The 14,815-nt window shown below is 57.4% G+C and carries 14 protein-coding genes; 6 read left to right on the top strand and 8 right to left on the bottom strand.

What is annotated here, in order from left to right:
- Window positions 1–11 precede the first annotated feature (11 nt).
- A complete protein-coding gene (locus CFN46_RS04825; RefSeq protein ID WP_088742850.1) occupies window positions 12–926 on the bottom strand; it encodes a DMT family transporter in 915 nt (304 codons plus the stop codon).
- Between the two features lie 136 nt (window positions 927–1,062).
- Here CFN46_RS04825 and CFN46_RS04820 point away from each other — a divergent pair, with 136 nt between their 5' ends.
- Complete coding sequence (locus CFN46_RS04820) at window positions 1,063–2,073, top strand: zinc transporter ZntB (protein WP_024951149.1); 1,011 nt, start codon at window positions 1,063–1,065, stop codon at window positions 2,071–2,073.
- A gap of 6 nt (window positions 2,074–2,079) precedes the next feature.
- On the opposite strand, the gene CFN46_RS04815 is transcribed toward CFN46_RS04820, so the two are convergent.
- Window positions 2,080–2,412, bottom strand: a complete 333-nt coding sequence (locus CFN46_RS04815; protein ID WP_088742849.1) for a SelT/SelW/SelH family protein — start codon at window positions 2,410–2,412, stop codon at window positions 2,080–2,082.
- A gap of 155 nt (window positions 2,413–2,567) precedes the next feature.
- Between CFN46_RS04815 and CFN46_RS04810 the strand changes: the two genes are divergently transcribed.
- The 5 genes from CFN46_RS04810 (at window position 2,568) to CFN46_RS04790 (ending at window position 8,494) form a co-directional block, all read left to right on the top strand.
- Window positions 2,568–3,956: an MFS transporter gene (locus CFN46_RS04810; protein ID WP_088742848.1), complete on the top strand. Its 1,389-nt coding sequence runs from the start codon at window positions 2,568–2,570 to the stop codon at window positions 3,954–3,956.
- A 192-nt stretch (window positions 3,957–4,148) separates the two neighbouring features.
- On the top strand, window positions 4,149–4,589 hold the full coding sequence (locus CFN46_RS04805) for a PAS sensor domain-containing protein (protein ID WP_024951146.1): 441 nt from the start codon (window positions 4,149–4,151) through the stop codon (window positions 4,587–4,589).
- Between the two features lie 262 nt (window positions 4,590–4,851).
- Window positions 4,852–5,097: a PA3496 family putative envelope integrity protein gene (locus CFN46_RS04800; protein ID WP_024951145.1), complete on the top strand. Its 246-nt coding sequence runs from the start codon at window positions 4,852–4,854 to the stop codon at window positions 5,095–5,097.
- Window positions 5,098–5,246: 149 nt separating this feature from the next.
- On the top strand, window positions 5,247–6,908 hold the full coding sequence (gene ettA, locus CFN46_RS04795) for an energy-dependent translational throttle protein EttA (protein WP_088742847.1): 1,662 nt from the start codon (window positions 5,247–5,249) through the stop codon (window positions 6,906–6,908).
- Window positions 6,909–7,105: 197 nt separating this feature from the next.
- Window positions 7,106–8,494, top strand: a complete 1,389-nt coding sequence (locus CFN46_RS04790) for a DUF2254 domain-containing protein (RefSeq protein ID WP_024951136.1) — start codon at window positions 7,106–7,108, stop codon at window positions 8,492–8,494.
- 100 nt (window positions 8,495–8,594) lie between these two features.
- Here CFN46_RS04790 and CFN46_RS04785 read toward each other — a convergent pair whose 3' ends face one another.
- The 6 genes from CFN46_RS04785 to rpoS form a co-directional block, all read right to left on the bottom strand.
- Entirely contained in the window at window positions 8,595–8,756 is a 162-nt protein-coding gene (locus tag CFN46_RS04785; protein ID WP_024951135.1) for a DUF1328 domain-containing protein, read from the bottom strand.
- 362 nt (window positions 8,757–9,118) lie between these two features.
- Window positions 9,119–9,502 (bottom strand): hypothetical protein, encoded by a 384-nt coding sequence (locus CFN46_RS04780; RefSeq protein WP_088742846.1) that lies wholly within the window; start codon window positions 9,500–9,502, stop codon window positions 9,119–9,121.
- An 8-nt stretch (window positions 9,503–9,510) separates the two neighbouring features.
- The gene (lpxL, locus tag CFN46_RS04775; protein WP_088742845.1) at window positions 9,511–10,428 is read right to left on the bottom strand and encodes an LpxL/LpxP family Kdo(2)-lipid IV(A) lauroyl/palmitoleoyl acyltransferase; all 918 of its coding nucleotides are present in this window, start codon (window positions 10,426–10,428) and stop codon (window positions 9,511–9,513) included.
- A 60-nt stretch (window positions 10,429–10,488) separates the two neighbouring features.
- Window positions 10,489–11,622 carry an alanine racemase gene (alr, locus tag CFN46_RS04770; protein WP_088742844.1) on the bottom strand — a complete coding sequence of 378 codons (1,134 nt, stop codon included), beginning with the start codon at window positions 11,620–11,622 and terminating at the stop codon, window positions 10,489–10,491.
- A gap of 389 nt (window positions 11,623–12,011) precedes the next feature.
- Complete coding sequence (locus CFN46_RS04765; protein WP_088742843.1) at window positions 12,012–13,379, bottom strand: TolC family outer membrane protein; 1,368 nt, start codon at window positions 13,377–13,379, stop codon at window positions 12,012–12,014.
- 414 nt (window positions 13,380–13,793) lie between these two features.
- The gene (gene rpoS, locus CFN46_RS04760; RefSeq protein ID WP_024951130.1) at window positions 13,794–14,768 is read right to left on the bottom strand and encodes an RNA polymerase sigma factor RpoS; all 975 of its coding nucleotides are present in this window, start codon (window positions 14,766–14,768) and stop codon (window positions 13,794–13,796) included.
- Window positions 14,769–14,815: the final 47 nt, after the last annotated feature.

The following is a 14,815-nucleotide window of genomic DNA, read 5'->3' as shown; positions in this document are numbered from 1 at the left end:
ACGATGTAGCTCTAGACTTCTAGCGGTGCGGGCGTTTTCTGTAACTGTTGCAGACCCAATCCGGCAAGTATCAGTATCAATCCAGCAAGGGTCGAGGTGAGGATTGGCTCTCCGACGATGAAGTGCAGCAGCGTCAATGAGATGGGCGGTGACAGGAAGATCAGATTGGACACCTTCGCGGTGCGCGACACCTTGTGAACTGCCATTTGCCACAGCACGAAGGCGATGCCCATCTCACACAGCCCGACATAGACGCCCGCCGCCAGCGCCTGCGGATTAGCACTCTCGCCGATGAAATTACCGAACCCCGGCCCTATCGCGACCAACACTGTCAGCACTGGCACCGCGACGCTGAAGTTTTGCCACTGAGCCACCAACGGCGCGCGCGCATCACGCGCATTTAGTAGCCAGTAAAGTGCCCATAATAACGTCGAGCCCAGCGCTAACCCGACACCTAGCGGATCAGCGAAGGCCACGTTGAACACCTCGCCACGGGTGGCGATGGTCCACACACCGGCGTAAGCGATCAGCCCTGCTGCGACATCGATTCGCGTCAGCCGCTGCGCCAGAATCGGTACCGCGAGAAAGGCCATCGCCAGCGCCCAGGTATAATTCAGTGCCATGGCCTCTTGCCCCGGCAGGCGTGCATAGGCACCGAACAGCACCAGATAGTAGCCGACCGGATTCATCAACCCCGCCCATAGCGCCGTACGCCATCCTCCTCGCCACCCTGTCGTAAGCGCTTCACGCAACTTGCCCTGGCGCCACATCAGCACACCGATCAGCAGCCAGGAAACCAGCGCCGCCAACCACACCAGCTCCAGCGGCGTCATCTGCACCAATGCAAGCTTGAAGGCGGTCGCGACGGTCGACCACAAGCCAACCGCACCGAGCCCGTAAAGCATGGCTTCCCTGTCCTGACTCATGGCATCCTTCCTCACATTTCTGGTATTGCCTTCCTGGCAACGATAATGACAGCTGCCATGGCGCTCTGGCGACAAGCTCGAGCATGGCGCGCCCTGCCTACCGCTGCAAGCGGGGCCATTGAAAGGAATCTCGTGAATGACTCCTGTAACTGATCCGCAGGCACTACCTGCTCAAGACCCGCCCACTACAGCACTGGTTAGCGCCTATCGCCTCGATGGCAAGGGTGGCGGCACCTTGCTGGATGACGCAGAGTTACGCCGTGAATGGCAAAACCCCGAGGCCCTGATCTGGATGCACCTCGACTACACCCGTGGTGACGTCAACGACTACCTCGAGGGTATTGCCCAGTTGGATGACCCCAGCATCGAGGCGCTGACTGAACTGGATACCCGCCCTCGCGTGGCACGTTTCGGAGGAGGCATGGTCACGACGCTGCGCGGCATCAACCTCAATCCTGGTGCTGCACCGGAAGACTTACTCTCGCTGCGCCTGTGGATGAATCCAACACGACTGATCACCCTGCGTCGGCGCCCTTTTCAGTCAATCACCCAGGTACGTGAACAGCTGGAAGCGGGGCAAGGTGCCGAGAGTATCTCCTGGCTATTGGCGATGATCAGTGACGCACTGGTGGACCGCGTGGCTGAACTCAGCCATCGCCTCGATGAGCAGCTGGCCGTCATCGAGGAGGATCAGCTCAATGATGTGGATATTGATCCTGATGACATCACCCGCCTGCGCCGCCCGCTGATCACCTTGCGCCGTTTCATGGGCCCACAACGTGACTGCCTCGCCCAGCTCGCGCAGGGGCCGCTATGGATCGATGAGTCAGCACGGCTCGACCTTCGTGAGATTGCCAACCAGCTATCGCGCTATGTGGAAGATTTCCAGGCCATGCAAGAACGCGCGTTGATCATTCACGAGCAGCGCACGAGTGAACACAACGAGCAGCTCAACCAGCGCATGTATCTGCTGTCCGTCATCACTGCCGTCTTCCTGCCGCTGGGTTTTCTCACCGGCCTGCTAGGCGTCAATGTCGGCGGCATTCCCGGCAGCGATAGTCCGTGGGGCTTCACTATCTTCGCCGGCATGATTCTCGGCGTGGTGGCGATGCAGATGTGGCTGCTCAAGCGCAAGAAATGGTGGTGAAACCGTTCAAGACGAAGTGGTGCCCTGTTCGCGGCTGGCACGGTCGATATGACCGAGATCGCGTTCAGGGTCGAGTACATCGCGCACACGCTGCTTGAGATCACGACTGTCAGGGAAGCCTCCCTCGCGCTTGCGCTCCCACAGTACCTGCCACTCGGTATCGGGAGATGCCTGACAGAGCACTTCGAAATGGCCGCCATGACTGGGCGCGAGGGCAACCTCGCCAAGGTCCTCCCCGAAGGTGGAGAGTAGCTCCTGTGCATACCAGGCGGCCCTCAACAGCCAGTTGCAGCCAGTGCAATAGTGAATACGAATCTTGATAGTGGATGAGTGTTCCATGAGTGCATGCTTTCCTGTCGTTGGAAAATGGGGCGCTGCGCTCACTTCACTGCAGTGATACCGCAAGGTCAATGCCCAGTTGCCAGCCCTGCACTGGGCATTGATTGACTGACGCATGATAATGGCGTCTCAGCCGTCGATCTGCGGAGCCTCTCATGCAAGACCCCTCGCCTGTTTCTGCTTCTGCTTCTGCTTCTGCTTCATCAAGTGCCGCACAGAGTCGCTTTTTCGAGCGTATGACGGGCGATGAAGACTCGCGCATATGCAAGGATATTTCTGAAGATGCCTGCCATCAGCAATCCGGCAACTTCATGCGTCACCTGCTGGCCTCGCTGGGCACCAAACTCGCCGACGAGCTGGCTAGCGCACGTCTGGTACTGCCGTGGCTATTGGGCCTGATCGGTGCACCGATATGGATGGTCGGCCTGCTGGTACCGATTCGAGAAGCCGGTGCCCTTCTGCCGCAATTGCTGGTGGCGGGGTTTATCCGCCCACTGCCTCAGCGCAAATGGGTGTGGGCCGCAGGGGCTACGTTACAAGCATTGATGGCGCTTGGATTGGTCATTCTCACTCTGCTGGCCGAAGGTGACTCACCATCTCGTCATGGCCTGGACGGCACCTTGGCAGGCAGCCTGATGCTGGTACTGCTGGCCATACTGTCTCTGGGACGTGGTGTGGCCTCGATCGCGACCAAGGATGTGCTGGGCAAGACGATCGCCAAGCAGCGCCGTGGCCGCTTGATGGGCTGGAGCGGCAGCGTGGCCGGTGCAATGACACTGATTGCGGGTGGGTCACTGATGCTGATGGGGCAGCAGCCCGGACAACAGGTGCTAGCCATCCTGATGACCATCGCCGCGCTAGGCTGGACACTCAATGCCGTGTGCGCTGCGCTGATTCAGGAAGATAGCGGCGCGACGGGCGGCGGCGCCAATGCTTGGGATACCGTGCGCGAAGGATTCAGCCTGCTCAAGCATGATGCCGCTTTCCGTAACTTCAATCTGGCCCGCGCTCTGCTGCTGTCCAGCGCATTGGCGCTGCCCTACATCGCTCTGCTGGGCCAGAAGCAAAGTGGCGAGAGCCTCGGCGGGTTGGGCGTACTGGTCGTGGTCTCCGGCCTTGCTGGCATGGTCGCGAGCCCTATCTGGGGCAAGCTTGCCGACACTTCCAGCCGACGTGTGATGCGCAATGCGGGTGCAGGCGCCGCGGCCTGCTGCGCCGTGGCCGGCAGCATGATGTGGTGGCCTGACACACTGTCCAACAATGTCTGGAGCTACGCACTGGTGTATGGCGCACTGGTAGTGGCGCATTCTGGCATCCGACTCGGTCGCAAGACCTATGTGGTCGACCTCGCCAGCGCCGATAATCGCGCGCTATATGTTGCACTCTCCAACACCTTGACCGGCGTGCTGATGTTGGTACTGGGACTGATGATCGGCGGGCTGGCACAATGGCTGGGCAGTGAATGGCTACTACTGATTCTGGCGGGTGTCGCTGCCTGCGCCGCTCTCTATGCCCAACGATTACCCGAGGTGGAAGATGATTGAGCCTGGCCGCGGCGCGCACGCCTGACAACGCCATCACATTAGCGGCTGTGATTGCATAAGCCACTGAGCCCCGCCATAGTAAACCCATCAAGGTGCTGCAAGGTTCAAAAGCACGGACAAGCGCCCATTTATCCAGTTTTCTCAGGCTCGGTCCTGGTGGCCGGGTCCTTCTGCCGCAAGGATCAGAGTCAGATGAAAAGACCTCACATGATCAGCCCCGAGCTGCTCGAGAGAGTCGTGAATGCCTCGGATGATGGCATCGTGGTGGCCGAGCAGGAAGGCGACGAGAACATCCTGATCTACGTCAATCAGGGCTTCGAACGTCTCACCGGTTACAGCGCCGACGAAGTGCTCTATCGCGACTGCCGCTTCTTGCAAAATGATGATCGCGATCAGCCACAACTGGATCGCGTGCGTGATGCACTACGCGAAAAGCGCCCATGCCGAGAGATCCTGCGCAACTACCGCAAGGATGGCAGCCTGTTCTGGAACGAGCTTTCCATGACGCCCGTCTTCGATGAACACGACAATCTGCAATATTTTATCGGGGTGCAGAAGGATGTCACCGACCTGATGACCGCCCATGAGGAGCTTGAGCGCCTGCGCGCCGCTCAAGGCATCAGCGCCGACTGAACACGTAGGCATTACACGCAGGCATTGATATACGACAACGCCCACCCTTTGGTGGGCGTTGTCGTATCCACTCATCATGATCGAAGCCGATAGCGCATTTATAGCCGAGTCTGTACATGCGACGAGAACCCACATCTCACGTGAAAGACTTGTCATCGTCTGCCGTGGACGCTATATAGCGAATGAGCCCTCGGCACGATGCCGGCGGCGGTGTCTGACGACTGTCGTTGGGCAGCCTGTTTCATGATCGGGAGGTCCGCCCATGGCCCGCGAGCAATTCCTCGACGATATTGATGCTACCGCATTGTCCGAAGATGTCCCAAGTGAGGCCGATTTAGAGCTTCCCATCACCCGCGCTCAGAGCAAGTCCGCACGCAGCGACTCTCGCCAACGCCTGGAAGCACTGATGGAGGAGCGCGCATTGGCACGCGCCATCCGTGAAGGCTGGGATGAAGAAGCGGACGATGAAGAAGTGCTGGACGCCACTGATTGGGGCGAAGAGGAATAATTTCCTTTTCTGGCAGCGTTTGATGCGGTGCTTTCATCGATAAAGGCAAGTGATGAAGGGAATGACATACATGCTACTCGACTGGTCAAGCGTGTCGGCGGGCACTATCATCAGCGCGTCATTCCATTCTCCAACCTAATTGGAATTCCATGGCGCAATACGTCTATACCATGAACCGGGTGGGCAAGGTCGTCCCTCCGAAGCGCGAGATCCTCAAGGACATCTCGCTGTCCTTCTTCCCGGGTGCCAAGATCGGTGTACTCGGTCTCAACGGCTCCGGCAAGTCCTCGCTGCTGCGCATCATGGCCGGCGTCGATCAGGACTATAACGGTGAGGCTCGTCCCATGCCGGGCCTGAATGTCGGCTACCTGCCCCAGGAGCCGGAGCTCGATAATTCCAAGAACGTACGCGAGTGCGTCGAGGAATCGCTCGCTCACATCAAGAATGCCCAGAGCGAGCTTGATGAGGTCTATGCTGCCTACGCCGAACCGGACGCCGATTTTGATGTCCTCGCGTCGCGGCAGGCCAAGCTGGAAGATCTGATTCAGGCCTCCGACGCTCACAACCTCGAGCGCAAGCTGGAAGTGGCTGCAGAAGCGCTGCGCCTGCCACCGTGGGACGCCAATGTCGGCGTGCTGTCCGGGGGTGAGCGTCGTCGTGTTGCGCTGTGCCGCCTGTTACTTTCAAGCCCGGATATGCTGCTGCTGGATGAGCCGACCAACCACCTGGACGCCGAATCCGTCGCCTGGCTGGAACGCTTCCTCCACGACTACGCTGGCACCGTGGTCGCGATCACCCACGATCGCTACTTCCTCGACAACGTCGCAGGCTGGATTCTCGAGCTTGACCGTGGCCAAGGCATTCCCTTCGAAGGCAACTACTCCTCGTGGCTAGAGCAGAAGGATGCTCGTCTACAGCAGGAAGCCAAGCAGGAAGCTTCGCGCAACAAGGCTATCCAGCAGGAGCTCGAGTGGGTTCGCCAGAATGCCAAGGGCCGTCAGGCCAAGAGCAAGGCACGTCTCAATCGCTTCGAAGAAATGCAGTCCGGTGATTTCCAGAAGCGTAACGAGACCAACGAGATCTACATTCCGCCGGGACCGCGCCTCGGCGACAAGGTTATCGAGCTGCACAATGTCACCAAGCGTTTTGATGACAAGCTGCTGTTTGATGATCTGTCCTTCACCATTCCGCAGGGTGCCATTGTCGGGATCGTCGGCGGTAACGGTGCGGGTAAATCGACACTGTTCAAGCTGGTAACGGGCAAGGATACGCCGGACAGCGGTGAAGTCGTGTTGGGCGAAACCGTCAAGATTGCCTATGTCGAGCAGCTGCGTGATGGCCTGGAAGATAATCAGACGGTCTGGGAAGCGGTTTCCGGCGGTCAGGATATCCTCAACATCAACGGCCATGAAGTCTCGTCGCGCGCCTATGTAGGCCGCTTCAACTTCAAGGGGACTGATCAACAGAAACGCTTGTCTGATCTCTCCGGCGGTGAGCGCGGTCGCCTGCAGCTGGCCCAGACCCTCAAGCAAGCTGCCAACGTGCTGTTGCTGGATGAGCCGTCCAACGATCTGGACATCGAGACCCTGCGTGCACTGGAAGAGGCCCTGCTGGCCTTCCCGGGCTGTGCGCTGGTGATTTCGCACGATCGCTGGTTCCTGGATCGCATCGCGACCCACATCCTTGCCTATGAAGGTGAGTCCAATGTCGTGCTCTTCGAGGGCAGCTACTCGGACTACGAGGCGGACTACCATGCCCGTGTCGGTAACGATGCGCCCAAGCGCATGAAGTACAAGCGTATCGATGCCTGATCAGCAGGTTTGATCAGTTCATCTGAAAAACTCGCTTGATCTAGACGCCTCCACTGGCCTATCGGTGGGGGCGTCTTGCCATCCCGCGCCCTTGCAGTTGCCGACGTGACAGGTCATAACGGTCATAACATGCCCTATGGCGCCTCGTCTCAAGGAAGACTTCATGATCAGAAAGAGCTTATGACCAGGAAAAGCCCATGATCCGCTGGATACAGCAACCTCTCATGTGGGTACGTGCCTACACCACCAGCATTGCCTATTTGCCCAGCTTGCTGGCCACGCTTTACATCACATTGGGGCTATTGTCGGTATTGCCTGCGGGGCTACTCGACCCGTCCTCATTACCCGGCAGTGACTTGCTGAAGGCGCTGACCTTCAAGGAGCACGATACACCTCGTACCTTGCTGGCAGCATTGGTTGGCGGGCTCATCTCGCTGATGGTGTTCAGTTTTACCATGGTGATGAGTGTTCTCACTCAGGCTGGTGCGCAGTTCTCCCACAAGCTATTGCTAGGACTCGTCACTGAGCGTCATCATCAGCTGGTACTCGGCCATTATCTGGGCAGCCTGCTGTTCCTGTTGATCAATTTGATGGTGCCCAACGAAGGCGATGCTCCCACACTGTGGCGTTCACTGGCGGTCTACCTCGGCGTACTGATGATGGTCAACTGCCTGGGCATGTTCATCTATTTCATCCACCAAGCCTCACAGTCGGTGCAGATCAACGCTGTTGCGCGCCGGCTGGCCGGGCGCACTCGGGCCTCTCTCTCACGCCTACGTGAACGTAACCGCGGCAACGGTTATAGCGATCGTGAGGTCACTCGCAATGATGATCACTGCCAACTGCTGCGTGCCCGCCGCCGGGGTTATGTACAGCAAGTGGATTTCGCCGCCTTGCGCGCACTCGCCATCGAGCATGACATGGTGGTGCATCTGGACTTCGCACTCGGTGCCTTTATCGTCAGCGGCATGCCGTTAATGCGCATCGAATGGCCAAATGGCCTGCCGCAGGACTTACCACAAGGTAGTAGCGCCGGAGATGAACTCGATGAGGCTCAGCAGGCAGAGCTGATCAAGAAACTGCGCGCGGCGCTGGGCTATCTGGATGGCGAGTCCGTCGATGACCTTCACGAGCATGGCCTCACCCAGCTGATGGAAGTCGCCATCAAGGCGCTATCCCCCGGCATCAATGACCCTGGCACTGCCCGCCTGTGCCTGCATCAGCTTACCGAGCTGCTCAGCGAGCGCATGCTGTTGCCCTCTTGCAACTGCTGCGTCGATGATCAAAAGCGCGTCAGAGTCAGTTGGGCAATGGAGTCATTCGACAGCCTTCTCTATCGCTCTATCTCACCGATTCTGCACTATGGTCGCAATGATCTCTCGATCTGCCTGGCATTGCTGGAACTGCTCAAGACGCTGTCATTGCTAGGTGCAGAACCCGGCCATATCGCGCTACTGCAGCAACATGCCGACAAGGTAGTCGATGCCATTCTTGCCCAGGCAGATTTCGAGATAGACCAGCGTTTCATCGAGCAGAGCCTCAAGGCTGGCCATCATCAGCTATCGTTGCCTAGCACGCCTTGGTAAACAGCACATCTGGTTAGAACAGCCGCAACTGCAAACACGAACGCCCGCATCGGTTTATTACCGTATGCGGGCGTTCGTGTTACAGGGAAATCTGGATGGATCAGGGCTTGCGGCGTCCTTTAAAGAACGACACCAAGAACAGAATCAAGAAGATGACGAACAGTACCTTGGCAATGGTCGCCGCCGTGCCTGCGATACCGCCAAAGCCAAGAACCGCAGCAATGACAGCGACTATCAGGAAAATAATGGCATAGTTGAGCATGGCAATTCCTTATGTCATGTGAGCAGAAAAAAGCATTACTCACTCATAAGCGAGTAAGTGAAGCCTCATGTACAGATGGCTAATCACTACAATCCATGCATGTGAATATCGTAATAAAATGAAGCCTTGTCAAGGTAACGTTATACTCTCGTTAAGGATATGACCTACTTTTCACTCATAGGGTTGAAAGCATCCTTCGTAAGCCGCAGGTAGTGTAGTAGGCACGCGACAGGTTGCACTCGGTTGACCGCACGCATGCAAGCTCGGACAAGTGGCGTAACTTGTCGAGTGCCGCCCTCCAAGCAAAAAAGCCCCGACAGGCATCGCCTGTCGGGGCTTTTTCATGACAATGAAGACGTGAGTTACAGTGCCGCGATCAATGCCTCGGCATAGGCGATCAATTCCGGCTCACTCATTACTTCAACGCGGTTGAGGCCACTATCGCGACTGGCTGGCTGGCCGTTGCGCACCAGCAAAGTACGCGGATAGCCAGCACCACCAATACGCTCACTCAGTTGCGCATGGGCATCGCTCAGGTAGACATCGCGCACCTTCTGCACACACACCGTGACCAGCGGCAAACCACCACGCGCCAATGCAGCATCAAAGGCTGCCAGGGCAGGACGTTGACGCACTGTGCAGTCAGGGCACCATTCGGCAATCTGATTGAGTACGAAGTTATCCCCTGCCGCAAGACGTGCCTCGACGTCAGTTAGCGTAGCGCGGGAGGACAGATCAATAGACATGAATCACCTCAATACAGGGACGGATCGGTTTTTTCGGGGCGTGTCTTGAAGCGCCGGTGCAACCACAGATACTGCTCGGGATGCTTACGAATAGCCTCCTCGATAAACGCATTGATGCGCGTAGCATCTGCCACTTCATCACCGCTCGGGAAGTTTTCCAGCGCCGGCAGATACTCAAGTGTATAGGTCCGGTTATCCGGATTACGATGAAACATCAACGGCATGACAGGCGCTCCCGTCATGCGTGCAATCTTGGCCGTCAGCCTGATAGAGGCAGCATCGATACCAAAGAAAGGGGCAAAGACACTGACATCGCGCCCAAAATCCTGGTCCGGGGAATACCACACGTTGTGACCGCTCTTGATACGCCGCACCACGCCACGCAGGTCATGGCGATCAATGGCAGCGCCAAAGAAACTATTGCGCCCACGTGTCATGAAGCGCTCAAACAGCGGGTTATCATGCGGGCGATAGACAGCATCAGCGGGGAAGAATAGCGAGTGCAACGCCCCACCGATATCCAGCGTCGAGAAGTGGACACCAACGATCAGCGCTCCCTTGCCCTGCGCCATCGCGCGCTCCATGTGCTCCTGGCCCTTGAAGGTCACGCGATCTCGCATATGCTCAGGATCGCGACACCAGCCGGTGGCCGTCTCGAAGATACCGATGCCATTGGCATGGAAGGTCTTGCGTACCTGACGTTTACGCTCGGCCTCACTCCATTCGGGAAAACACAACTTCAGATTGGTATCAGCGATATGGCGGCGACTCTTGGCAAAGCGCCAGGCCAGCTCACCGATACCACGCCCCAGCCACAGCTTGGCACACCAGGGAAGAAAGGCGGATACCTTCATGGCCCCGATGCCTAGCCAGGCCGACCAGTAGCGGGGATGTGCGAAACTTTCGGGGTAAGTCTTCTTGGCCATGACTCTCTCGTTCAGCGGGCAACGGCCGCCATTGTAGACCGTGCAAGCCTCGCCGTCAGGTCAGGCGTGTGTACTACTGGCCTCGACACCACTCTCTGCGACCACGCTCAACCGGCCACCGTGATAGAACCTGGGCACTCGCGGCAACACGCCCGTCAACAGGGTATAGCTGATGGTATCGCAGCTGGCAGCGACGCGATTGACATCAAGCCCCATTCCCCACAACACCACGCGGGAGCCAACCTCCGCCTCAGGAATGCCGGTGATGTCCACTGTCATCATATCCATCGACACCTTGCCCGCCAGAACAGTCTCCTGCCCATCTACCAGTACTGGTGTGCCATCCACGGCATGGCGATCGTAGCCATCACCATAGCCACAGGCGATAACCCCAATACGCGTGGGGCGCTTGGCCACGAAACGGCCTGCATAGCCCACCGGCTCACCGATGGCGATCTCACGCACGGCGATGATGGCGGTAGACAGCGTCATGACGGGCTTGAGACGACGACTGGCTTCATTGGCCCCTTCCAGAGGATCAGCTCCATAGAGCATGATACCCGGTCGATTCCAGGCACCGTGAGCTTCTGGACAAGCCAGTGTCGCAGGAGAATTGGCCAGGCACAGCGGAAGCTCGAGTGACTCGGCAAGCCTCTGAACCGCTGCCAACTGCTGCCGGAAATAATCCGGCGTCAGACTATCGGCAGTCGCAAAATGCGTCATCAGATGCAAATCTCGCGCCTTACCGCTCGCTTCAAGACGCGCCTTGGCCTCAATTGCTTCCGGCGCAGTGAAACCCAGCCGGTGCATACCGGAGTCAAATTTTATCCAGCAGGACAGCGGCACAGACAACTCGGTCGCTTCCAGCGCGGCCAGCTGCCATTCACTGTGAATAGCACACCAGAAGTCATGCTGAGCTGCCAGCGTGTACTCTGCGGCCTCAAACACGCCTTCCAACAGTACCACCGGATGCGTAATCCCCCCTTCGCGCAGTGCTAGTGCCTCTTCGATGGTCGCCACGGCAAACGCTGGCGCGAGATCTGCCAATGCATGCGCACATGCTACCGCGCCATGGCCATAAGCATCTGCCTTGATAACAGCCAACGAGCGCGAGCGCGGCGCCAGATCACACGCGAGCTGATAATTGTGACGCAAGGCATCCAGATCAATATCGGCACGCAACGGGCGGGACATGGAGAACTCCTGGGCAAGAGGTAGGGAGGATAGGCAGTAACACCTGATGGCAACGCATGACGCCCGTAGAAACGTAGTGTCTTGCGGCACTCAATTATTTTCTATTGTTGCGCCAAGGTCACGCCATAAAAAACCAAACTAATACCAATAAGTACAACTAAAAAACTACTTTTATATACGAATACAATAATTTCAACTATTGACGCACCATGATACGAGAACGATGATCCCGGCGAGTGGAGCAACCCAAGGGAAACGCCAATACTCCCTCGGCTATCGAGCGCCGCAGAGTGGAAGCTCTCCAAACGCATGCTCCCCTGCAGGCAAGGCCAGCAGGGGAGCATGAGAATCAATCAACGTCATAAACTGCCGATAGTGACAGGCGCCGATCAGGGAGTGCTTTCCAGCTCTTCGCTGTCTTCATCATTCAGGACCAGTGACACCTGACGATCGCGCTTGAGGCTCTCGTTCAGATCACGTACGGCATTGACGTCGATGATACCCGCTGCCTGACGCAGATTGAGCAGGTCCAACACGTAGGTGTAACGCGAGGAAGCGTAGTCGGCCAGCGCCTGATACAGAGTCTGCTCAGCGTCCAGCACATCGACAATGTTACGTGTTCCGACTTCATAGCCTGAGCGCGTCGCTTCCAGGGCGCTACGGCTAGAGACAATCGCCTGCTTGCGCGCCTTGACCGTCAGGACATCGCTGCGTACCTGACTGTAGAGCGAACGCACGCTCTGGGTGGTGGAACGCTGCTGATCGAGCAGGTCAAACTGGCTCTGTTCCAGCAGGTGCGTGCTCTGGCGTACCTGCGCGGAAGTGCGTCCACCGGTATAGATCGGCAATGACGCCTGGATACCGATCTGGTTGTATTCCTGATACCCCCCGGAGGATGCGACGTCGGTTTCATCATAGGAGTAGGTCGCGAAGGCACCGACTTCCGGCAGATGCCCGGCACGCGAGGTATTGACGTCACCCTTGGCGACATCGATACCCTTCTGCGCGGCGCCGATCAAGGGGTTGTTGACCAACGCCATCTCGACCCACTTGCCACGACTGGCGGGCACCGGCGCTTCGATGGCGAGATCCTCTTCCAGCCCATCGATGGAATCGTACTGCTGCCCGGTCAGCTGCTGGAGTGCCTCGAAACTCACCTGCAGGTCTGCTTCAGCCGCAATGCGCTGAGCGCGTGCATCATCGTAGGAGGCCTTTGCTTCCTGAACATCCGTGATCGCAATCAGCCCGACTTCAAACTGCTGATTGGCCTGATCCATCTGACGGGAAAATGCCTTCTCCTGAGCGATACGCGCATCGAGAATGTCACGGTTGTTCAGAATGGTGAAATAGGCCGATGCCACGTCATACAGCAACTGCTGCTGGTCAGAATCCAGCAGCAGTTTCTGCTGCTCGGTACTGTCCTTGCTGGTCGCCAGCTCATACCAGTCGGCAGCGTCGAACAGCTGCTGATTCACGTTGAGCACGATGTTGCTGTCGGTGTAATCCCCTTCCACACCGCTCTGGGAATTGCCCGTGACATCGGTGCGTGACACGGTGCCGGTGGCCGAGATCTGTGGCAGCAGATCCGCAAGCTCGATCCGCTCGTTGTCCTCGACGCTCTGATACAGAGAGCGAGAGGACGATAGGCTGGCATTGTGGGTCAGCGCATCACGGGTAATGTCGAGCAGATCGGCAGCCTGGGCCTGGGTCGCGAAACCCATCGCCAGCACCAGTGGCAGTATGCGTATGTTGGCCATTTATGCGTATTCCTGATCGATGACAGTCGTGACCTGCATGATGCACAAAAGGCACCAGAGCAAGGTGAAAGAAAGTGTTTCACGAACCGGCTGATTACCTGCATCAGCCCTGCTCAAGCGGGTCGTGGAAAAAGTGAGCCTCAGTCTAATCGTCGCTCTGCAAGGCGTCCAGTTAGTTGGCTAACTTTATGCACGATACAGCGTTTCCATACGGACAACAGTGAGACGCGTGCTATCGCGCAGAAAACAGGACTGCCGCATGCCAAGTAGTAGTGACACTTGTCATGAATCAATTTTTGATACCAGTGACCTTACCTGAATAATAATCAGGAAATATGAAAACGGCCCGCCCAAGTTCAGGGCGGGCCGTTTCAATGATGGCCGTCACAGATTAGAAGGCAAAACATCACCGGTTCACTCGAAGATTGATTCCAGCGACAATCCTTGCTTCTCGAGCATGCGTCGCAATTTCTTGAGCGCCTCGACCTGAATCTGACGCACCCGCTCTCGCGTCAGACCAATCTCCTCGCCCACCTCTTCAAGCGTGGCTGCTTCGTGGCCACGAAGGCCAAAGCGGCGTACCACCACTTCCATCTGTTTTTCGGTCAGCTCCGCCAGCCACTCATCAACATGTGCCTTGACGTCGACATCGACCAGACTGGACTCGGGGCTGGTATCATTTTCGTCTGCAATGGTCTCAATCAGTGGCTTATCGCTTTCGCCACCCATAGGGTAATCGACCGAGGAGACACGCTCGTTAAGGCCCAACATTTTCTTGACCGTGGCCACTGGCTTGTCGAGAAAATCTGCAATCTCTTCGGCCGTCGCTTCGTGATCAAGCTTCTGAGTCAGCTGACGCGCTGCCCGCAGATAAATATTGAGTTCCTTGACGACATGGATAGGCAGGCGAATGGTACGCGTCTGATTCATCAATGCTCGCTCGATGGTCTGACGAATCCACCAGGTCGCATAGGTCGAGAAACGGAACCCGCGCTCGGGATCAAACTTCTCCACGGCACGAATCAACCCGAGGTTACCTTCCTCGATAAGATCAAGCAGCGACAAGCCTCTGTTCAGGTAGCGCCGCGCAATCTTGACCACCAGGCGCAGATTCGACTCGATCATGCGCTGACGACCGGCGGGGTCACCCGCCTGCGCCAGACGCCCGAAGTAGACTTCTTCCTCGGGCTTGAGCAACGGGGAGAAACCAATCTCATTGAGATAGATCTGAGTCGCGTCCAGGCTTTGGTAGTGCTTGCGCTCCTCACGGTTCAAGGCACGCTCAAATGCGGCCTCTTCCGCCTCAGCCTCAAGCGTATCGTCTGCCTCGACATCATCGAGAGACAACTCCGCCTCAGCCTGGTCGATATCCTTTTCCAGCATGCTCATGTCGATACCCCGTTGTCTCTGGTCTGATGCCAGGAACTTGTTGTTGT

Source organism: Cobetia sp. QF-1 (assembly GCF_002213105.1).
Taxonomy (GTDB): domain Bacteria; phylum Pseudomonadota; class Gammaproteobacteria; order Pseudomonadales; family Halomonadaceae; genus Cobetia; species Cobetia crustatorum.
Note: the sequence above shows the minus strand (reverse complement) of the source record. Positions and strands in the feature narration are given on the sequence as shown.